Source organism: Domibacillus sp. F004, from assembly GCF_057814295.1.
Genome location: NZ_JBVATB010000001.1, coordinates 271,126 through 290,856, shown reverse-complemented (window position 1 = coordinate 290,856; position 19,731 = coordinate 271,126). Strand labels below are relative to the sequence as shown.

Here is a 19,731-nt window from a genome sequence, read left to right as displayed (position 1 = left end):
TTCAAAACTCCCTGTTACTTTTTTCTCGCGTCAATACGACGCTGGCGCTTTTGCTGTTTCGCCACTTCAAATTTTCTTTTTTTCTTATAGCCTGGTTTTACTTTTTGAGGACGACTTGTAATAGCGCGCACTTTCGGATCAATCGTGTCGTCTTTTTTCTCACGCTTTTTCCGTCGGTTGCGGTCAGCCGTTTCGATAATCTCCTTATTTCGCACATCTCCATGGCGGAAAGTGATATCTCTTTTTTCAAGTCGAGTTATTGAATCTTCATCAGATGGTGCATACACCGTGGCACAAATACCAGATGCGCCAGCACGTGCTGTCCGTCCAGCACGATGAATGTAAAAATCGAGATCCGATGGCAGCTCATAGTTGATGACATGACTGACACCTTCAATATCGATGCCTCGTGCAGCAAGGTCTGTTGCGACAATGTATCGGTATTCTAAATCGTGTATTTGCTTCATCATTTTTTTGCGTTCACGCGGAGGCAAATCACCGTGTATACGACCGGTCTTTAATCCTTTTTCTATAAGCTTATTTGCTACTTCGTCTGCTTTTTGTTTCGTATTCGTAAACACAACCGCAAGATAGGGGTTAAACGCTACTAACAAATCATAAACGACATCCACTTTGTCACGGCTTTTAACTGGAATTAATAGATGATCAAGATTTGCAGCAGAGAGGCGCTTCGGTTCAATGTGTACATATTCTGGATTTTCCATATATTTCTTTAAAAATGGTTTTAGTTTCTCCGGGATTGTCGCTGAGAAAACAAACATGCCAAGTTGGTCCGGCATACTTGATGCAATTCGATCAACGTCGTTAATGAAACCCATATCCAGCATCAAATCCGCTTCATCTACAACAAACATGTCCGCTTTATGAACAGAAATGGCATTGTCCCCAATTAAATCTGCAATACGGCTCGGCGTTCCGACCATAATGTGCGGAGGTATTTTTAAACGCTCAACATCGCGTTTTTTATCCGTGCCGCCGACAAAATGGCGTACCATGATGTCTTCATCTGACTCTTTTGCGATTTTTTGAAATGCTTGATAAATTTGTGTGGCAAGTTCACGTGTAGGTGCTGTAATCACAGCCTGTACTTCTTTTTTATTTACATCAATTCGGTTTAATATAGGGATTACGTATGAATGAGTTTTCCCTGTTCCAGTCTGCGATTGTCCAATTGCACTTTCCCCTTTTAAAATAAGCGGAATTATATTGCGTTGAATGGGAGTCGGCTCTGTAAAACGCAGGGCTTCAATTCCTTTATAAATAAACGGTTTTAATCCGTATTGTTCAAATGTTTGATTTGCCAATGGGCTTCTCCACCCTTTCATAATCGATAGTTTATGCACGTTATGATGATATACTAAATAAGACTATAAAGCAAAGGAAGCTTTACTCACCTACCCTTCATTTATTGAATACGATAGAGAAAAAGGAAAGGGTGACAGTTTTGCTGTACCGACATGCTCCAAACCTAGGCCGTCGTTTTTATTACCCGCCGCCTCCTGCTTCACATATCCCACCGTCTATCCCGTCGTCTATCCCGACATCGGTGACATCGATGTTGAAGTCAGGCAACTGGATGGAACAAGCTCGTCAAGTGATGGCAGCGGCCGAACAAATGAGACCGCTTATTGAACAATACGGCCCGCTCGTGAAAAATTTGCCATCCATGTGGAAACTTTATCGTGCCATGAATTCGACACCAGAGAATTCGACACCAGATCGTGATGAACAGAGCCAAGAGCCTTCAAAACCAGTAAAAAAAGAACCGCTTAAAACATCTGAGTCAACACCATGGTTTCCAGGAAGAATTAGCTGATTACTTTGTTTTCATGCCTTCCTCCTTTATAATAGAAAAGAGAAGATTGAGGAGGGCCTATTACATGAAAATTATTAAAATTTCACCACGCGGTTATTGTTACGGTGTCGTTGATGCGATGGTTATTGCCCGCAACGCCGCTCTTGATAAAACACTACCGCGACCCATTTATATTCTTGGTATGATCGTCCACAACAAACATGTCACTGATGCATTTGAAGCAGAAGGCATCATTACACTAGATGGAAAAAACAGAAAAGAAATCATTGAACAGGTTACAGAAGGAACCATTATTTATACCGCACATGGTGTATCACCAGAAGTGCGCCAAATCGCCCGTCAAAAAAACTTAACGACAATTGATGCAACATGCCCGGATGTCACAGTTACCCATGATTTAATCCGTACAAAAAAAGCAGAAGGCTATCACGTTATTTATATCGGGAAAAAAGGGCATCCTGAACCCGAAGGTGCTGTCGGTGTGGCACCAGAAATTGTTCATCTTGTAGAAAATAAAGCAGATGTCGATGCTCTTGCGATTGACTGTGATAAAATTATCGTCACGAATCAGACAACGATGAGCCAATGGGATGTAATGGATATTATGGACGCAATACAGGCCAAATATCCGCATGCCGACATGCATAAAGAAATTTGCTTAGCTACACAAGTAAGACAGGAAGCGGTAGCGGAACAGGCTGGTGAAGCGGATGTACTAATCGTCGTGGGTGACCCAAAAAGCAACAATTCAAATCGTCTCGCACAAGTGTCGATTGAAATTGCCGGCACAACTGCCTATCGTATATCCGATGTATCTGAAATTGAAATTGACTGGTTGAAAGACGCCGAAACCGTCGCGGTGACAGCAGGTGCTTCTACACCGACACCTATCGTTAAAGAAGTGATTCAATTTTTGGAAGCATTTGATCCAAAAGACGAATCAACGTGGGCACGCGAACAAAAAGTACCACTAAATAAAATTTTACCAAAAGTCAAAAAATCCACTTTAACATCCCGTTAAAAAAAGCAGATCCGGCAGTTATTCGGATCTGCTTTTTTTATACAAATTGAAACGGATCTGTCGGTGTTAGTGACGAAATAAACGTTACATCATACTTTTGTTGGGCCGCTTTTTCTTTTAATACAGCAGCCGTTCCATTTTTCATGATTTTCTCTACATTATGCCCAGGGTCTACAATCGCCAATCCTTCTGCATCGGCATCATGCGCTGTATGGTAATAGAAGTCTCCTGTTACATATACATCCGCTCCACGCCTTTTTGCATCTTGCCAATATTTATTCCCGTCACCACCAAGGACTGCCACCTTTTTAACAGAACGAGTCAAATCACCAACAACACGTACACCGCCAGATTCCAATTTCTCTTTTGTATGGCGGGCAAATTGTTCAAGCGTCATCGCTTCAGGCAAATAGCCTATGCGGCCGAGGCCGAGCACTGCACCTTTATTATGGAGCGGATATATATCATATGCTACCTCTTCATACGGATGTGCTTTAAACATAGCTGCCAACACTTTTTTCTCAATTTGAACTGAATAAATCGTTTCAATCCGCTCCTCTGGAACTAGCTCTAAACGGCCTAACTCACCAATAAACGGTGTTGCCCCTGCTTCAGTTTGAAAACGCCCGGTACCACTTTGCGAAAAAGAGCAGTGACTATAGTTACCGATAAATCCAGCTCCAGATGCACCGAGCGCCTTACGCATTGCTTCAGCATGATCAGCCGGGACAAAAACAACGAGCTTACGCAGTTCTTCTGTATGTGTCGGCACTAAGATATCTGTTTTTTCTAAACCAAGTGCACTTGCCAGCATGTCGTTCACGCCGCCCGCTGCGACATCAAGATTCGTGTGGGCAGCATAGACAGCTATATCATGTTTAATAAGCTTTTCAAGTACCCGTCCTGCCGGCTGTTCCGTCACGACTTTGCTAAGCGGCCGGTAAATGATTGGGTGATGGGCAATAATTAAGTCGATCTGTTCTTCAATCGCTTCATCAACGACACTTTCAAGAACATCAAGCGCAATCATGACTCGTTTACATGATTTATTAAGGCGGCCGACTTGCAAACCGACTTTGTCGCCATCCATTGCATACGATTTCGGTGAAAACTGTTCAAATAGCTGAATAACTTCATGGCCGTTCGGTGTTTTCATTGTTTATCACATCCTGTATCCATTGTCGTTTTTGAATCATTTCCTTTTTCTTGCGGTCAATGCCCTCACTATCTTTTGCATCCGACAACTGAACCAATACTTGTTCAATCTGATGGAGTTCACGCTGCCACTTCAGCCGGAACGCTTCGTTCTGACTATTCATTAAATGCGGTCCGAAGTATCGTTCTTTTTCTGTCAGCTTTTTCCCTGGGCCTATAACGCTGCTAATCACTTCGTACACCTGGCCATCTTCTTCTAGAATGGCTTCACCTTCAATAACCCAGCCGTTTGAATCAAGCCATGTTCGGACTGAATGAGCGGCGATATTCGGCTGAAGCACAAGCTTTTTAACACCCCGCAGTTTGTCAGCACCTTCCTTTAAAATAGAGGCAATGAGCGGCCCGCCCATTCCAGCAATTGTAATACACTCCACCTCACCAGCTTCTAACACAGCAAGGCCGCTTCCTTTTCTAATGTCAATATGCGCTGAAAGGTCTTCAGAAGCTACCTGACGCTTTGCAGACTGAAAGGGGCCATCTACTACCTCCCCAGCTATTGCACGCGTAACAATGCCTTTTTTTACAGCATAGCACGGCAAGTACGCATGATCGGATCCAATATCAGCAAATGTCTTTGCTGGATAGATAAAGGATGCTACTGTTTCTAATCTTTTTGATAATTGATTGCTGTTCATTAGTATCACCGCTCTTTTTATTCATTCCCATTTATAGTACCATATTCACCATAAAAAGAGGTCTTCGCGTAATGCAAAGACCTCTTTTTCATTATTATTTAATTTCAGCTAACCACGCAGCCATTGCTTCCGCATTTTCAGCTGGAACAAGTCCCGGTGGCATTGAGCCTTTACCGTTTACAACGATATCCTGAATTTCTTCTGGAGAAAGTTTTTCGCCAACTCCTACAAGAGAAGGACCTGCGCCACCTTCATAGCTGCTGCCGTGACAGCCGATACATGAAGCTTGATAATGACCTTCCGGATCGAATTCTCCACCTTCAGCTACGTCTCCGCCTTCTTCAGCATGTTTTTCTTCTTCTGCCACTTCTTTCGCGTTGTCAATCCCGTCAAGTGACAAGAAGAACATCAAACCGAGGCCGAATACCATAATTAGCCAAAATGGAATAATCGGATTACGTTTCATTTGTTTCCCCTCCCTCTATGTATGCATCAAATTTAAAAAGTACAAACACATTCTATTTTACTTGAAAAATTGATTGGCGAAAAGGCTTATACCAAAGATTTTTTCTCACCGTTGCAAATTAGACACATTTCATCCCTTAAACATGAAATAAAGAATCACAATAGTACCAAGCAACGCTGAAACGGTAAAATATATAAGCCGCAGCTTCATTCCGGTATATAGCCAAAGAAGACAATTTAAAAATAAGATTCCATATAGTGTAAGCTGATTTCCATCAAAGTAATAAATATTCAGTTTTAGTGACAGAAGCAAAAGCATGACAGCCGCTCCTAGAAAAAATATTGGAACCAATATTTTTTCGCGAGAAAAGTAAATAGCCAGTAGTAACAGAAATCCGACAAAACTTGTCAAAACTACTGTTTGCAAAATAAATGAAAATTCCGTAAAATAAAGGACAAATATAGAAATCGGCAAAAGCATAAGCGCCAGCACAGCAGATAGCAAATGAACACGCTGACTTCTTTTCCGCCGGCCTGATTCTGTATACTCTTCACCCTGTGTGTACAATGCCAGCAAATAATCACAATAATGCGGTGGCAACATATTGTTTTCTTTCCAAATTAAAATTTCGTTAATAATAATTTCTTTTTTCATTTTGAGACACACCTCAACCTAAATAATATTCGTGACATATAGAGGAATGTCCTTCTTTTTTCTAAGTATATATAAAATAAGCCGGGTGTGGGCCCCGGCTGCTCAGTTATTCAAGAAAATCTTTTAGTCGTTTACTGCGGCTTGGATGACGCAGTTTACGAAGTGCTTTTGCTTCAATCTGGCGAATTCGCTCGCGCGTAACGCCAAATACTTTGCCTACTTCTTCAAGTGTACGTGTACGTCCATCATCAAGACCAAAACGAAGACGAAGGACATTTTCTTCACGATCTGTCAATGTGTCTAAAACGTCTTCAAGCTGCTCTTTTAATAATTCGTATGCTGCATGCTCAGAAGGTGACGTTGCTTCCTGATCTTCAATAAAATCGCCTAAATGCGAATCATCTTCTTCACCAATTGGTGTTTCAAGAGATACCGGTTCCTGAGCAATTTTTAAAATTTCCCGGACTTTTTCTGGCGTAAGATCCATTTCTTCCGCAATTTCTTCCGCAATTTCTTCCGGTATCGGTTCACGACCGAGATCTTGTAATAGCTGTCGCTGAACACGAATTAATTTGTTAATCGTTTCTACCATGTGAACAGGGATACGGATCGTACGTGCCTGATCAGCAATCGCACGTGTAATGGCTTGACGAATCCACCATGTTGCATACGTACTGAATTTAAACCCTTTGCGATAGTCAAATTTTTCAACGGCTTTAATTAGCCCCATGTTGCCTTCCTGGATCAAATCAAGGAACAGCATACCGCGGCCGACATAGCGTTTAGCAATACTGACAACAAGACGCAGATTTGCTTCTGCAAGACGGCGCTTTGCTTCTTCATCGCCTTCTTCAATACGGTGAGCAAGCTCAATTTCTTCTTGAGCAGATAACAAGTCGACACGGCCAATTTCTTTTAAATACATGCGAACTGGATCATTAATTTTCACACCTGGCGGGACACTTAAATCATTTAAATCGAATTCTTCACTTTCTTTTTCGAGCTCTTGAACATTCGGATCGCTTTCGCTGTTGTCTTCCTCAACTAGTTCAATTCCTTGCTCTGTAAGCGACTCGTAAAATTCATCAATTTGGCCGGAATCCACTTCAAATGAAGCAAGTTTATCCGCCACATAATTATATGTTAATTCACCGCGTTTTTTACCAGTTTCAATAATGAGTTCTTTTGCTTTATCAAGTGTTACTTCAGCTTCTTTGGAACGTGTTGACTTTTCAGCCATGAGTCCCCCTCCTTCCAACATCCTGGGCGTCACATTTAACGGGACAGCAATTTTTCAAGTGCTATAATGTCGTTCAAAATATGTGCAGCACCTACATAATCGTGTCTTTTTTCAGCTTCATCCCGCTCTCTTTTCTTCTCTTCAATTTCAAAGCGGCGGCGCTGTTTGTTGATTTCTTTCACATAGTCCATTAGTTCTTCTTCGCTCGGCTCACTATTTACTGTCATCAAGCTGATGTCAACGGCCAGCCGGCGTAGTTGATCATCAGGCAGCACCGTCAAAAAAGAAGCCGTGTCTGGTGCATTTGCTTGTTCATAATACCCTAAAAGGTATGTAAAAAGCGCCTGGTGCTCATCTATTGTAAATGGTTCTCCCTGAAGGAACGTCTGAACACGATCAGTAACGTCCGAACTTTGCAGCATATGGGCTAACAGCCGGCGTTCTGCTGTTTCATAACGCGGGTATTGCTTCGTTGGCCTTGCTTTCTGAACAAGCATATTTCTTTTCGTGTTGTCATCTTGACGTATCGGCCGTTCTGCTCTTTTTTTCAGAAAAAGTGTTTTTTCCTGCTCCTGCAGTGCTTGTAGGGAAAGTGAAAATTCATCTGCAAGCCGGCGTAAATAATGATCCCGCTCTACTGCTTTTTTCAAACTTGCGATTTCCACAAGCACTTCTTCGATGTACCGAAACTTTTGTGATTCATCCCGCAAATTTTTCCCACGTTTCAAGTATTCCATTTTAAACGCCATTAATGTAAGCGATGCATCATTTACATAAGCTGTAAATGCCTCCGGGCCATTTTGCTTTATATATTCATCAGGATCAAGACCTTCCGGAAGTAACGTTACATTAACAGTTATCCCATTCTTTTCTAGCATTTGTGCAGCTTTATAAGCCGCATTTACTCCGGCCTTATCACCGTCATAGCAAATAATAGCTTTATCTGATGTTCGTTTTAACATTCGGATATGTTCTTCTGTAAGCGACGTACCCATGACAGCAACAGATTGATCAAATCCGGCCCGCACTGCAGCAATTACATCTGCAAATCCTTCAAATAGTATAAACTGTTTTTGACGTTTAATTGCTGTTTTTGCCGCATAAAAGTGATACAGAAGACGGCTTTTATGAAAAATCGCGGTTTCTGGCGAATTTAAATACTTTGGCTGCGCGTTCCCTAAGCTGCGGCCGGAAAAGCCGACTACATTTCCTTTTTCATCCTGGATCGGAAACATAATCCGTCCGCGAAATCGATCATAATAATGACCTGTTTCTTCATTTTCCAGCAAAAGTCCGGCCTGTTCCATACGCGCTGGATCAAAGCCACGTTTTTGTAATATGTTCAGGCAAAACTCACGTTGGGGCAACGACCATCCAATTTGAAAGCGGTCAATGTCTTCATCTGTAAACCCGCGCTCATGCAAATAATGAAGCGCTTCTCCACCTTCGTTTGTATTCAACAAAAGATGTCGATAAAACTTTGCCATAAGGGCATGCGCTTCAAGAAAGTCTTCATACTCATTTGACTTAAACGATTCACCACTTTTTTCTGACGCCGGAATGTCAAGCACCACACCCGCACGTTCTGCAAGTCTAGCTGCGGCTTCCTGAAAAGGAATTTTATCCATTTCCATTAAAAAAGTAAATATGTTCCCGCCTGCACCACACCCAAAGCAATGATAAATTTGTTTTTCAGGAGAGACAGAAAAAGAAGGCGAATTTTCTCCGTGAAATGGACAAAGGCCAAAAAAATTACGCCCCTGTTTTTTTAGTTGTACATAATCGCCAATTATGTCAGCAATGTCAACTCCCTGTTTAATCTCTTGGATCGCTTCCTCAGAAATTCTTCCTGCCATGCGTTATCACCAGCTGTAAAATCGTATTTTGTATTTATTCTACACGCTTGTTTAGAATCCTTCTTTCAAACGAAAGTTCGTTTAAAAAACACATTTCGCACAAAAATCATGCATATCGAAATGGAGTTTACATAGTTAGTTTATTCTTTTAAAGGGGTGTCTAAACCTGTTTCAATCATATTTTTATCACAATTCTTTATTATAGATCATTTTCCCCAAAATGAAAAGTACATAATCAAGTGATTATGTACTTTTTCGACTGCGGTACATGCTCATGATAATATTAGCCGTTTCTTCCACCGCTTTGTTTGTTACATCAATGACCTCACAGCCTATCTGAGCTGCAATATGTTCAAAATAAGTCAATTCTTTTTTAATTCGCTCAATATCAGCATAACTCGCATTGTCATCAAGGCCTAATGATATAAGTCGTTCCTTACGTATTTGATTTAATTTTTCCGGACTGATTTTTAAACCGATGCATTTTTCTTTTGGAATAGAGAACAACTCTTCTGGCGGATCGACTTCCGGTACAATCGGCACATTAGCCACTTTTACTCGCTTGTGCGCAAGAAATTGTGACAATGGTGTTTTCGATGTACGCGATACACCGATTAAAATGATGTCAGCTTTCAATAAACCGCGCGGGTCGCGTCCATCATCATATTTAACGGCAAATTCAATCGCATCCACTTTTTTGAAATATTCTTCATCCAGGCGGCGGACAAGACCTGGTTCAAATAAAGGTTCCATCGCACACATCGATTCTAGCTGATCCATAAGTGGACCAATCAAATCAAATATTTTAATATTTTCTTCTGCCGCTGCCTCCACCATATATTGACGAATTTTCGGTTTGACTAATGTATATACAATGATGCCTTGATCTTCCTTTGCCAAGCTGACAACTTCATCAATATGAGAGAGATCTTCTACGTACGGAAATCGTTTCATGACCGCAGGACCGCTAAACTGACTCAGTGCTGCTTTAGTGACTAGTTCGGCTGTTTCCCCCACCGAATCAGATACAATATAAATAATAGGGTCGTTCACGTCATTTTTGCCGCCTTCCTGTTAATCTTCATCATTTGTCAATGAGACAAATGCCCGTGTAATCATTGTTTTTGTAATACGCCCGGTCACTTCATAACCTTTTTCTATTTTTTTGACAACTGGCATACTATCGATCTGCTTTTCAAGCAAGTTTTTCGCTACATCTAAGATCAGATCGTCTTTTTTACATACCGTAATATTTGGCATACGTGTCATAATAATATTTACTGGAAGCGAGTTTAGATCCTGCTGGCCAATGCTTGCACGCAGCAAATCTTTCCTCGATAACACCCCAGACAAACATCCTGACTCGTCAACGACAAACAGTGTGCCTACATCCTCAAGAAAAATCGTTACAATTGCGTCGTAAACCGTAGACTGCTCTTTCACAATAACTGGAACTGCCTGAAAATCACGTACCGACAGTTTCTTTAATTTTTCTGTTAAAAGCTGCGTACTAGACTTTCCTGTATAAAAATATCCAACACGCGGACGTGCATCCAGAAACCCGGACATCGTTAAAATAGCCAGGTCTGGGCGAAGGGTTGCACGTGTTAAACTCAGTTGTTCTGCAATATGTTCACCGGTAATCGGACCGTTACCTTTGACAATTTCCAATATTTTTTGCTGCCGCTTATTTAACTCGATTTTCCTCACCACCCATCAATATAAATCTGAATGTGCTATACCATTTATTCATCATTATATACTATTTGAACAAAATACACATCGGGTAGTAAAGAGTTATCTTATTTTGTCATGATGGCCGGAACGTCTGCAAATTCAAGAATAAATACCGCCAGATCAGACATCATTGCAAGACGGTTTTGCTTTACTTGCCGATCTTCTGCCATGACCATTGTATGATCAAAATATTGTTCAATCAATCCTTTTAGTCCAGCAAGTAATTCATAACGCGCATTCATAGATTCCACTTTTCCCCATGCATTTTTCAAATCTAAATACGCGCTGTACAGCTGCTTCTCTTCTTCATTTTCAAACAAAGACGGATCAACACTCTGATCATTTTCCGCTTTCTTCGCAATGTTCACAACTCGGCTGAGCGCTTCCATCGTTTCTTTAAAGTCCCCATCCTCTCTATGGCTCATTAATACAGATGCGGCTTCTTCCATTTCTTTTAGCGTACCGCTGTTCTTTGCCAGAACTGACTCAATGATGTCGTACCGAATTTCTTTCTCCTGTAAAATATGTTTTACACGAAGCATGAAAAATGCAACGATTTCTTCTTTCAATGTAGCAGCATCTTTCTCACCAATATCATCACGCAGCACTTCTTTCACTGCAGCCGCTATCACCTCTGCAAGCGGCACATTCCATTCATGCTCCATCATTGTCTGCACAATGCCAGTTGCCTGACGGCGAAGCGCATATGGATCCTGTGAGCCCGTTGGAATAATGCCGACAGCAAAACATGCTGTAATCGTGTCTAGTTTATCTGCGAGACTAACAAGTGCGCCTATTTCAGTAGCTGGAACCGTATCTTCTGCAAACCGCGGTTTGTAATGTTCATTCACCGCAATGGCTACAGCCTCTTTTTCCCCTTTTTGACGAGCATACTTTTCGCCCATTACCCCTTGCAGTTCTGGGAATTCGTAAACCATTTGCGTCACAAGATCGAATTTACATATTTGCGCAGCACGATCTGTTAACGTTTTTACTTCTTCTGATGCGTTTGTTACATTAGCAAGTGCCGATGAAATACGACGAATGCGAGCGACTTTTTCAGAAAGAGTACCGATTTTTTCGTGATACACAATTTTTTCAAGCTTTTTCACAAGATCATCAATGTTGGCTTTTTGATCTTCTTTATAAAAGAAATCCGCATCCGCTAAACGGGCACGCAATACCTTTTCATTTCCACGGGCCACTTTACCAATAGCATGATCATTTCCATTACGCACTGTAACAAAATAAGGGAGCAATTCGCCGTCTGCCTTTTTCACCGGAAAGTAACGCTGATGTTCTTTCATTGATGTGATAAGCACCTCTTCAGGCAAATCAAGAAATTCTTCGCTAAATGAACCTGATAAAGCTGTCGGATATTCAACAAGATTGTTTACTTCTTCTAAAAGGGCCTCATCAATTGGAATAATCCAGTTATTTTGTTTTTCAAGTTCTTTCAAGCCTTTGACAATCATATTTTGACGCTTAGCTGGATCAGCAATAACAAATTGCTGCTTTAATGTCTCCTCGTACGACGATGCGTCTATAATCGTTGCCTTCGTTCCAAGAAAGCGGTGCCCCATCGTTTCGTTTCCACTCTGCACACCGGCCATCTCAAGCGGAATAACTGACGAACCGAATAGTGCTACCACCCATTTAATTGGACGCACGTAACGAATATCACTGCTTCCCCAGCGCATATTTTTGCCGAACGTTAAGCTCAGTGCAATATCTTTTAACGACGGAAGCAGATCAGCTGTCAAACGACCTTTTACAAATTTATTTATATACGCATATTCAACGCCATTTACTTCTTTAAAGAAAATATCATCTACCGACACCCCTTGGCCTTTTGCAAAACCGGCAGCCGCTTTTGACCATTCACCATTTTCTAATTGGGCAATTTTTCTTGCCGGTCCTTTCGCTTCTTCATTCGTATCAGATTGCGCGTTCACTGTGTCTTTTACAATGACGGCAAGGCGGCGCGGTGTAGAATACAGTAGTATGTCACCATGTTCAATCTTTTGTTCATTTAAAAATTTACGTACTTTATCACCAAGCTGATTCATTGACTGTGTCACAAAACGAGCTGGCATTTCTTCCAATCCAATTTCAAGTAAAATATCTTGTTTACTCATGATCAGCCATTCCTTTCTGTTTCAATATCGGGAATCCCAATTTTTCCCGCTCATCATAAAATGTTTTCGCGACTTGACGAGCAAGGTTACGCATTCGGCCAATGTAAGCAGTACGCTCTGTGACAGAAATAGCACCGCGCGCATCGAGCAAATTAAAGACGTGCGAGCTTTTTAAAACATAATCATATGCAGGGTGAACAAGTCCTTCATCCATTTGGCGCTTTGCTTCTTTTTCGTATACGCCAAATAAGTTAAATAGCATCTCCACATCAGACGTTTCAAATGTATATTTAGAATGCTCAAATTCCGGCTGATAAAAAATATCATGAACGGTAAATCCATTTGTCCATTCTAGTTCAAATACGTTTTCTTTTTCTTGAATATAAGAAGCAAGACGTTCAATCCCGTATGTAATTTCAACGGACACCGGTTTGCATTCAAGACCGCCTACTTGCTGAAAATAAGTAAACTGTGTAATTTCCATTCCATCCAGCCATACTTCCCATCCGAGTCCCGCACACCCTAATGATGGGTTTTCCCAGTTGTCTTCAACGAATCGGATATCATGTTCAAGCGGATCAATTCCGAGCGCTTTTAACGAATCAAGATACAATTCTTGAATGTTATCTGGCGATGGTTTCATGATCACCTGAAATTGGTGATGCTGATAAAGACGATTTGGGTTTTCACCGTAACGCCCATCTGCTGGACGACGGCTCGGCTCCACGTAGGCTACATTCCAAGGCTCCGGTCCAATTGCCCGCAAAAACGTATACGGACTCATCGTTCCCGCTCCTTTTTCTACATCATACGCTTGCATTAAAATACAGCCTTGATCAGACCAATGCTTTTGCAGCGTTAAAATCATATCTTGAATATTCATATTTACTTCCTCCTTTTTTCTGCATCAAAAAACCCGTCCCTATGTACAATAGTCTCTTGTACATAGGGACGGGTTTATATCCCCGCGGTTCCACCCTACTTGCCTCTAAATTGGCCGCTTTTTTTAAGTTAATCTGCTCCGGAGTGCCTTTTCTGCATTGTTCTTTTACCCGGCTCACACTATCCCTGGGCTCGCTTTAAAAAGAGTGCATCGCATACTTTTTTCCATCGTCGCAACTATGTTTTCTTGTCTATTAAAACGTAATGCATAATGGCTGTTTTGTCAATCTCCATTCGTTTCTTCTTTTCCTTGAATTTTTTGATCAAAACGCTCCATCTGCTCTAGAAAACGGCGTGACTTCAAATACAAGCCAGCATATTCATCGTAATACATCGAAATCACAGCTCTTAATTCTTTTTTTGTTGATTCTTTCACATCAATATTACCAAGTCGTTCAAGATCAAAAAAGTAAAATAAACGCAACAGACGAATGGACGCCGGAGACAGCGGTAAATAGTGCGGATCCTGTTTCGTGCATCGGTGGCAAATCAGGCCATTTTCGCGGATTGAGAAACCGAACTTGCCTTCCGCTTCTCCGCAAACAACGCAAAAAGATAGCTCTGGCTTCAATCCAACTTGCGAGAGCATTTTCATTTCGAAAATATTCGTTACAATTGCCCCGTCAACACCTTCATTTATGTACTCAAGGCTTTTTTGCAACAAATTAAACAAAGACAGATTTACTTCACCGTCTTCTGTCGTTCGATCCGTCATTTCAACGATATATGCGGCGTACGCTGTTTTCATTAAATCTTCACGTATGTAACGCATGGATGACAGAGCTTCTCCTTGCTGCATTGTCCCAAGGCCGCGGCTTCCCTGTATAAGAAAAGCACCATGTGTAAAAGGCTGCGTCACACCGGATAATCGGCTATTTGGCTTTTTAGCCCCTCTTGCCACCGCTGCTTTTTTTCCTTTTTCACGTGTAAACATCGTGACGATTTTATTCGTTTCACCGTAATCATTCGTTCTCAGCACGATGCCCTCTAATTTCTCAAGCATAGCTTAAAACCCCTCATGCAGAGCAAATTAATATTCGTCTTCTTTAAAGCCCAACTCACGTAAATTAGACGCTTTATTCCGCCAGTCTTTCTGTACTTTGACCCAAAGTTCAAGAAAGACGTTTGATCCGAGTAAATTTTCAATATCATGACGTGATCGTTTGCCGACTTCTTTCAGCAATGCGCCTCCGCGTCCGATCACAATGCCTTTTTGGGAATCACGCTCCACAATAATCGTCGCCATTACATCAATCATATCTTTTCCATCACGCTTCGCAATTTTATCTATAACAACCGCTATCGAGTGCGGCACTTCTTCACGTGTTAAATGAAGCACTTTTTCACGGATTAGTTCTGATACAATAAAACGTTCCGGGTGATCCGTAACCTGGTCGGCCGGATAATATTGTGGCCCTTCTGGAAGACGCTTTTCTATTTGCTCAAGCAATCGATCAACATTATTGCCTTCTAGCGCTGAAATTGGCACTACTTCTGCAAATTCCAGTAAATCTTTATATTGATCAATTAAGAGCATGAGCTGATCTGGATGAATACGGTCAATTTTATTAATAACAAGAAAGATTGGTGTTTTTATCTCTTTCAATTTTTCAATGATAAATTCATCACCACGTCCAAATCCCTCTTCTGCATTAATCATAAATAAAATGAGATCCACTTCTTTTAATGTGTTTGTCGCTGTTTTCATCATAAAATCGCCAAGCTTATGCTTTGGTTTATGAATGCCCGGTGTGTCGATAAAGATCATTTGTGAATCATCTGTTGTGTAAACACCTTGTATTTTATTACGTGTTGTTTGGGGCTTATCGCTCATGATAGCAATTTTTTGACCAATAACGCGGTTTAAAAATGTTGATTTACCGACATTCGGCCGGCCAATAATAGAAATAAACCCTGATTTGTACGCTATATTACCCATTTAAATCCTCCGGTGAAAAAGCACCCGGCAGAAGTTCCGCTACGGTGAGCGTCTGCACGTTGCCTTCTAAATTAGTTAAAATGACTTTCATATCAGGTGGGCAAAGCTCTGTAAGTACTTGACGGCACGCACCACACGGCGGCACCGGGCGTTTCGTATCAGCTGTAACCACAATCGCCACATAGTCTGTAACACCTTCTGACCATGCTTTAAAAATCGCTGTACGCTCCGCACAGTTGACAACGCTATAGGCTGCATTTTCAATATTGCAACCGCCGAATACACGGCCGTCTTTAGACAGCAAGGCTGCACCTACTTTAAACTTCGAATATGGAGCATAGGCAAGTTCACGCGCTTTTTTCGCTTCTTCAATCAATACGTGCTGATCCATATTAACACACCTCTTTTATAATTTTGGAATAAAGATGATCAGCCCGATAATAATCGCTGTAAAAGCATACAGCAGTACAGCACCGGCAGCAAGATCCTTTGCCATGCCAGCAAGCGGTTTATACTCTTTCGTCACAAGGTCGACGACTTTTTCAATCGCCGTATTGATGATTTCAAGTACCATCATTCCTGCGATCACGCCAATAATAACACACCATTCTAAACGTGTAAGCGAAAAAATAAAACCGGCTGCCGATACAATAGCACCGGCAGCAAAATGAATACGCATATTCGGCTCTAGAAAAGCCAGTTTCAGTCCGTTGCCGGCAAACCGGAATGAAGACATGAGCCGGCCAGCGCTGAAGGTTCGTCTATCTTTCAAGTCCAAACGCATCAAGAATCTCTTTTTGCCGGCCAAACATTTCTTTTTCATCTTCTTCTGTCATATGGTCATACCCAAGTAAATGGAGAAATCCATGAACCGTTAAAAAGCCAAGTTCTCGCTCAAACGAATGACCATACTCTTCCGCCTGCTCTTTTGCCCGTTCAACCGAGATAATAATATCACCAAGGATACGTGGCATATGGCCACCGGTAACTGCTACTTCATTTTCACCCATTTCTTCGAGTGCGAAAGACAAGACATCCGTCGCCACATCTTTATTCCGATACTCACGGTTGATTTCTTGAATGCGGTTATTCGTCACAAATGTCACCGACACCTCACTGCCCTGCGGAAGGTTTTCTTGCTTCGCGGAAAACTGGAGTAGTTCTTCTGACAGTTTGCTCGTTTCTTCGTTGAGACTATTCGTTTCGTCTAAAAAATCAACGTCGAGCACCATTTTTTTCATCCCCTTTTTCCGCTTTTTCATACGCATTAATAACTTTTGCGACGAGTGGATGACGGACAACATCGCTTTGATTAAGATAAATAAATGAAACGCCGTTCGTGTTTTCTAAAATACGTTCCGCTGCAACGAGCCCTGATACCGCGCCTTTAGGCAAATCAACTTGCGTACGATCACCATTAATGACCATCTTCGAACCAAATCCAAGACGTGTCAAAAACATTTTCATTTGAGCATTCGTCGTGTTTTGCGCTTCATCTAAAATAACGAATGCATCATCAAGCGTACGACCTCTCATATAGGCAAGAGGCGCAATTTCAATCGTCCCTCGTTCAATCATCCGGTCTGTATGTTCCGTGCCAAGAACGTCATGCAGTGCATCATAGAGAGGCCTCAAATAGGGATCAACCTTTTCTTTTAAATCACCCGGTAAAAAACCAAGGCTTTCGCCTGCTTCAACCGCTGGTCGTGTTAAAATAATTCGCTTGACTCGACTATTTTTGAGTGCACGGACGGCCATAACGACCGCCAAGTACGTTTTTCCGGTACCTGCAGGCCCAATGCCAAATACAAGATCTGTATGGCGGATCGCTTCAATATAATCACGCTGACCAAGCGTTTTAATACGAATTGATTTGCCTTTTGCATTTTTAGTGATTTCTTCTTCATACAGCTCATTCAAATATTCAATCGTGCCATTTTTAGCCATTTGTACAGCATTGATGACATCGCGTTCGCTAATATTAATTTGCTTGCGAATGACAGCAAGCAGTTGTTCGACCACGATACGGGCCTTTTCCACGTTATTTGCTGGTCCTGTTATATGAACCGCTTCACCTCGTGTGACAATGGAGACATGAAACTCTTCTTCCATAATCGTTAAATTACGGTCCGATATCCCGAATAATAATACCGCTTCGTTTTGGTCGCCTAAAGCGACGGCTGCTGACTTCAATTCATCCTGCATTCCTCAGTCTCCTTCGTTGACAGGTTAGTTAGTGGCAATATTTTCAAGTACTTGGAAGTGGATAATCATCTTTACTTTACCATTCCCAACCCGCTTCTGTAAAACGTTTTCGCCTTGAATGTGCGCCTTTTCGGGAAGCCTGGCCATTAACTGTGTCCTTGCTGTTTGAATCGCTCGTCTTTCCATTTCATCTGCTGTCTCCACCATGTTTACTTTCTTCAATTCATAATCAGTAACTGTGCGAAAAGAAAATGGCAGTGTATACGAGAAAAAATGAAATTGATATACATATTCTTCCGACTGAAAGGGTTCCCGCAATGATGGCCTTGTCCAAAGCGTATACTCTTTATCATGTAACGATGCATACAAAGTTAGTCTTTTTTTAGCACTTCTCGTCTGTAATGAATCATTTACCATCGTCACCGTTGCTTTATACCATGTTTCCGCTATGACTGTACCGCTTGCCGGATTTTTTTCCGTACCTGTCACAAGTCGGTCTCCTTTTTCAACAAACTCATTCCGACGTACTTTTGTAACGCCATGTTCTACAAACAAATCATGGATGACACCGGCTTTTGACGCTCTTAAATGGCGGCGGCTAGAGACGGTTTCCTTTTCTTTTTTGCTGGCTGACACATCTACTTTGTATATAACACCACTCTTTTTTAATGAAAACCTCGTAACACTTGGTACATTTAACAAGACACGTTGCTTAAGTTCCTCTTCATTAATCTGATCAAAACGGATTGCTCCCTCACGAATCCCTTCCTGTTTTAAAATTGTCCGAACTGATTTTTCCGTCTGCGTATCTGCTCCTGTGACTTCAATACGGATAATCATTGCTGAAAGCATAATGATAATGAAAAAGAAACAGATGCTTGTTAAAAAGAAAGGATAATTTTGAATCACACGCTGCATGATAAAAGGCAAACCTGTTCCTTTTTCCAGATGAATGGTCCCGTTGAATTGACGCGCTTCTTTTCTCAGCAGTCCAAGTTCTCGAACCCGCATTTGAAAGCGAATGACATTCTTTTTTTCATATTTAATGTGCACAAGTACAGCACCGCGCTCATGCAGCCTGCCCGGTAATAACGAAGCATCCGGGCCGGAGACGATAACAGTTACTCCACCGGATAAAAAAAGATTAGCCAAAACGATGACCCTTTTTCATTTCTAGCTGTATTTTTGTCATCTTTCCTTCAACGCGGATTTCTTCCGGCATTAATTCTTTTACTTCAAGTGATTCCCCTTTTATGTGCAGAATGGATCCAGGCAAATGTATACAAACATCCTGTTCTGTAAATTGTTCAAGCCTTTCGGGATATTGAATGGCAATTTGATCACTTCCAATAATTGTGATACGCGGTACTCCCCCGGCTGCATCAGCAGGCAGCCCTGCCAATTTACTAATAAATGCAGCCCCTTCTCTTTTTTTCATAAAAACAAACGCCCCTTTCTTTTTCATATGTTTATGAATAGAAAGGGGCATTCATCACTTTTTACGTTTTGATTTTGGCGGGCCGAGCACTTCAGACAAAATAATGCCTTTTAAAAAGTCCTGTTCTGACCATTTTTCGACACCTGTCATAGGTTGTGACACCGGTTTCTTCGGTCGCAACTGCTTTGTTTCTCTTTTTTGAACAGGTCTTTGATCTGGATCTGGTGACAAACTAGCGTTTTGCACAGGAGCTTGCATTACTTTGTGCTTTGTTTGTTTCGCCGCTCTTTTTACCTGTTGTTCTTGTTTTTTACGGGCTGTTTTTTGTTCGTCTTTGTTTTTATCTTTATTGAAAAACATCGAGATCAAGCCGGCAATGATGACAAAGATGAGTCCTTCCATTGCAAT

General features: G+C 41.5%; 22 protein-coding genes. 2 read left to right on the top strand and 20 right to left on the bottom strand.

The window, feature by feature from the left end:
• Nucleotides 1-14: 14 nt before the first annotated feature.
• Nucleotides 15-1,325, bottom strand: a complete 1,311-nt coding sequence (locus tag ACZYRN_RS01555) for a DEAD/DEAH box helicase (protein WP_488909746.1) — start codon at nucleotides 1,323-1,325, stop codon at nucleotides 15-17.
• Between the two features lie 140 nt (nucleotides 1,326-1,465).
• On the opposite strand from ACZYRN_RS01555, the gene vrrA reads away from it, so the two are divergent.
• Together vrrA and ACZYRN_RS01545 are read left to right on the top strand one after the other, a co-directional pair.
• The gene (vrrA, locus tag ACZYRN_RS01550; protein WP_488909745.1) at nucleotides 1,466-1,837 is read left to right on the top strand and encodes a VrrA/YqfQ family protein; all 372 of its coding nucleotides are present in this window, start codon (nucleotides 1,466-1,468) and stop codon (nucleotides 1,835-1,837) included.
• 64 nt (nucleotides 1,838-1,901) lie between these two features.
• A complete protein-coding gene (locus tag ACZYRN_RS01545) occupies nucleotides 1,902-2,858 on the top strand; it encodes a 4-hydroxy-3-methylbut-2-enyl diphosphate reductase (RefSeq protein WP_488909744.1) in 957 nt (318 codons plus the stop codon).
• 37 nt (nucleotides 2,859-2,895) lie between these two features.
• On the opposite strand, the gene ACZYRN_RS01540 is transcribed toward ACZYRN_RS01545, so the two are convergent.
• The 19 genes from ACZYRN_RS01540 to ACZYRN_RS01450 form a co-directional block, all read right to left on the bottom strand.
• Entirely contained in the window at nucleotides 2,896-4,014 is a 1,119-nt protein-coding gene (locus ACZYRN_RS01540; RefSeq protein WP_488909743.1) for a Nif3-like dinuclear metal center hexameric protein, read from the bottom strand.
• Nucleotides 3,992-4,708: a tRNA (adenine(22)-N(1))-methyltransferase gene (locus ACZYRN_RS01535; protein ID WP_488909742.1), complete on the bottom strand. Its 717-nt coding sequence runs from the start codon at nucleotides 4,706-4,708 to the stop codon at nucleotides 3,992-3,994. The genes ACZYRN_RS01540 and ACZYRN_RS01535 overlap by 23 nt, the downstream gene beginning before the upstream one ends.
• Before the next feature lie 94 nt (nucleotides 4,709-4,802).
• Nucleotides 4,803-5,174, bottom strand: a complete 372-nt coding sequence (gene cccA / locus ACZYRN_RS01530; protein WP_488909741.1) for a cytochrome c550 — start codon at nucleotides 5,172-5,174, stop codon at nucleotides 4,803-4,805.
• A 129-nt stretch (nucleotides 5,175-5,303) separates the two neighbouring features.
• Entirely contained in the window at nucleotides 5,304-5,828 is a 525-nt protein-coding gene (locus ACZYRN_RS01525; protein ID WP_488909740.1) for a hypothetical protein, read from the bottom strand.
• Nucleotides 5,829-5,934: 106 nt separating this feature from the next.
• A complete protein-coding gene (gene rpoD / locus ACZYRN_RS01520) occupies nucleotides 5,935-7,068 on the bottom strand; it encodes an RNA polymerase sigma factor RpoD (RefSeq protein ID WP_488909739.1) in 1,134 nt (377 codons plus the stop codon).
• 35 nt (nucleotides 7,069-7,103) lie between these two features.
• Entirely contained in the window at nucleotides 7,104-8,924 is a 1,821-nt protein-coding gene (gene dnaG / locus ACZYRN_RS01515) for a DNA primase (RefSeq protein WP_488909738.1), read from the bottom strand.
• A 243-nt stretch (nucleotides 8,925-9,167) separates the two neighbouring features.
• On the bottom strand, nucleotides 9,168-9,977 hold the full coding sequence (locus ACZYRN_RS01510) for a pyruvate, water dikinase regulatory protein (protein WP_488909737.1): 810 nt from the start codon (nucleotides 9,975-9,977) through the stop codon (nucleotides 9,168-9,170).
• 21 nt (nucleotides 9,978-9,998) lie between these two features.
• Complete coding sequence (ccpN, locus tag ACZYRN_RS01505) at nucleotides 9,999-10,637, bottom strand: transcriptional regulator CcpN (protein WP_488909736.1); 639 nt, start codon at nucleotides 10,635-10,637, stop codon at nucleotides 9,999-10,001.
• A gap of 89 nt (nucleotides 10,638-10,726) precedes the next feature.
• The gene (gene glyS, locus ACZYRN_RS01500; RefSeq protein WP_488909735.1) at nucleotides 10,727-12,799 is read right to left on the bottom strand and encodes a glycine--tRNA ligase subunit beta; all 2,073 of its coding nucleotides are present in this window, start codon (nucleotides 12,797-12,799) and stop codon (nucleotides 10,727-10,729) included.
• A complete protein-coding gene (gene glyQ, locus ACZYRN_RS01495) occupies nucleotides 12,792-13,682 on the bottom strand; it encodes a glycine--tRNA ligase subunit alpha (RefSeq protein ID WP_488909734.1) in 891 nt (296 codons plus the stop codon). The genes glyS and glyQ overlap by 8 nt, the downstream gene beginning before the upstream one ends.
• A 282-nt stretch (nucleotides 13,683-13,964) precedes the next feature.
• On the bottom strand, nucleotides 13,965-14,744 hold the full coding sequence (recO, locus tag ACZYRN_RS01490; protein WP_488909733.1) for a DNA repair protein RecO: 780 nt from the start codon (nucleotides 14,742-14,744) through the stop codon (nucleotides 13,965-13,967).
• 27 nt (nucleotides 14,745-14,771) lie between these two features.
• Complete coding sequence (gene era, locus ACZYRN_RS01485; RefSeq protein WP_488909732.1) at nucleotides 14,772-15,680, bottom strand: GTPase Era; 909 nt, start codon at nucleotides 15,678-15,680, stop codon at nucleotides 14,772-14,774.
• Nucleotides 15,673-16,071, bottom strand: a complete 399-nt coding sequence (locus tag ACZYRN_RS01480; protein WP_488909731.1) for a cytidine deaminase — start codon at nucleotides 16,069-16,071, stop codon at nucleotides 15,673-15,675. The genes era and ACZYRN_RS01480 overlap by 8 nt, the downstream gene beginning before the upstream one ends.
• A gap of 15 nt (nucleotides 16,072-16,086) precedes the next feature.
• The gene (locus tag ACZYRN_RS01475; RefSeq protein WP_488909730.1) at nucleotides 16,087-16,464 is read right to left on the bottom strand and encodes a diacylglycerol kinase family protein; all 378 of its coding nucleotides are present in this window, start codon (nucleotides 16,462-16,464) and stop codon (nucleotides 16,087-16,089) included.
• Nucleotides 16,442-16,912, bottom strand: coding sequence for an rRNA maturation RNase YbeY (ybeY, locus tag ACZYRN_RS01470; protein ID WP_488910515.1), 471 nt, complete (start codon nucleotides 16,910-16,912; stop codon nucleotides 16,442-16,444). Before ybeY ends, ACZYRN_RS01475 begins: the two co-directional genes overlap by 23 nt.
• The gene (locus ACZYRN_RS01465; protein WP_488909729.1) at nucleotides 16,896-17,885 is read right to left on the bottom strand and encodes a PhoH family protein; all 990 of its coding nucleotides are present in this window, start codon (nucleotides 17,883-17,885) and stop codon (nucleotides 16,896-16,898) included. The genes ybeY and ACZYRN_RS01465 overlap by 17 nt, the downstream gene beginning before the upstream one ends.
• Nucleotides 17,886-17,909: 24 nt before the next feature.
• On the bottom strand, nucleotides 17,910-19,037 hold the full coding sequence (locus ACZYRN_RS01460; protein ID WP_488909728.1) for a sporulation protein YqfD: 1,128 nt from the start codon (nucleotides 19,035-19,037) through the stop codon (nucleotides 17,910-17,912).
• Nucleotides 19,030-19,323, bottom strand: coding sequence for a YabP/YqfC family sporulation protein (locus ACZYRN_RS01455; protein WP_488909727.1), 294 nt, complete (start codon nucleotides 19,321-19,323; stop codon nucleotides 19,030-19,032). Before ACZYRN_RS01455 ends, ACZYRN_RS01460 begins: the two co-directional genes overlap by 8 nt.
• 54 nt (nucleotides 19,324-19,377) lie before the next feature.
• Nucleotides 19,378-19,725 carry a hypothetical protein gene (locus ACZYRN_RS01450; RefSeq protein WP_488909726.1) on the bottom strand — a complete coding sequence of 116 codons (348 nt, stop codon included), beginning with the start codon at nucleotides 19,723-19,725 and terminating at the stop codon, nucleotides 19,378-19,380.
• Nucleotides 19,726-19,731 lie beyond the last annotated feature (6 nt).

Bases quoted from the DNA above. Each gene is read 5' to 3' on its own strand.
- ACZYRN_RS01545 (WP_488909744.1), top strand. From the start codon at position 1,902: ATGAAAATTATTAAAATTTCACCACGCGGTTATTGTTACGGTGTCGTT.
- ACZYRN_RS01540 (WP_488909743.1), bottom strand. From the start codon at position 4,014: ATGAAAACACCGAACGGCCATGAAGTTATTCAGCTATTTGAACAGTTT.
- ACZYRN_RS01535 (WP_488909742.1), bottom strand. From the start codon at position 4,708: ATGAACAGCAATCAATTATCAAAAAGATTAGAAACAGTAGCATCCTTT.
- cccA (WP_488909741.1), bottom strand. From the start codon at position 5,174: ATGAAACGTAATCCGATTATTCCATTTTGGCTAATTATGGTATTCGGC.
- ACZYRN_RS01525 (WP_488909740.1), bottom strand. From the start codon at position 5,828: ATGAAAAAAGAAATTATTATTAACGAAATTTTAATTTGGAAAGAAAAC.
- rpoD (WP_488909739.1), bottom strand. From the start codon at position 7,068: ATGGCTGAAAAGTCAACACGTTCCAAAGAAGCTGAAGTAACACTTGAT.
- dnaG (WP_488909738.1), bottom strand. From the start codon at position 8,924: ATGGCAGGAAGAATTTCTGAGGAAGCGATCCAAGAGATTAAACAGGGA.
- glyS (WP_488909735.1), bottom strand. From the start codon at position 12,799: ATGAGTAAACAAGATATTTTACTTGAAATTGGATTGGAAGAAATGCCA.
- glyQ (WP_488909734.1), bottom strand. From the start codon at position 13,682: ATGAATATTCAAGATATGATTTTAACGCTGCAAAAGCATTGGTCTGAT.
- recO (WP_488909733.1), bottom strand. From the start codon at position 14,744: ATGCTTGAGAAATTAGAGGGCATCGTGCTGAGAACGAATGATTACGGT.
- era (WP_488909732.1), bottom strand. From the start codon at position 15,680: ATGGGTAATATAGCGTACAAATCAGGGTTTATTTCTATTATTGGCCGG.
- ACZYRN_RS01480 (WP_488909731.1), bottom strand. From the start codon at position 16,071: ATGGATCAGCACGTATTGATTGAAGAAGCGAAAAAAGCGCGTGAACTT.
- ACZYRN_RS01475 (WP_488909730.1), bottom strand. From the start codon at position 16,464: ATGCGTTTGGACTTGAAAGATAGACGAACCTTCAGCGCTGGCCGGCTC.
- ybeY (WP_488910515.1), bottom strand. From the start codon at position 16,912: ATGGTGCTCGACGTTGATTTTTTAGACGAAACGAATAGTCTCAACGAA.
- ACZYRN_RS01465 (WP_488909729.1), bottom strand. From the start codon at position 17,885: ATGCAGGATGAATTGAAGTCAGCAGCCGTCGCTTTAGGCGACCAAAAC.
- ACZYRN_RS01455 (WP_488909727.1), bottom strand. From the start codon at position 19,323: ATGAAAAAAAGAGAAGGGGCTGCATTTATTAGTAAATTGGCAGGGCTG.
- ACZYRN_RS01450 (WP_488909726.1), bottom strand. From the start codon at position 19,725: ATGGAAGGACTCATCTTTGTCATCATTGCCGGCTTGATCTCGATGTTT.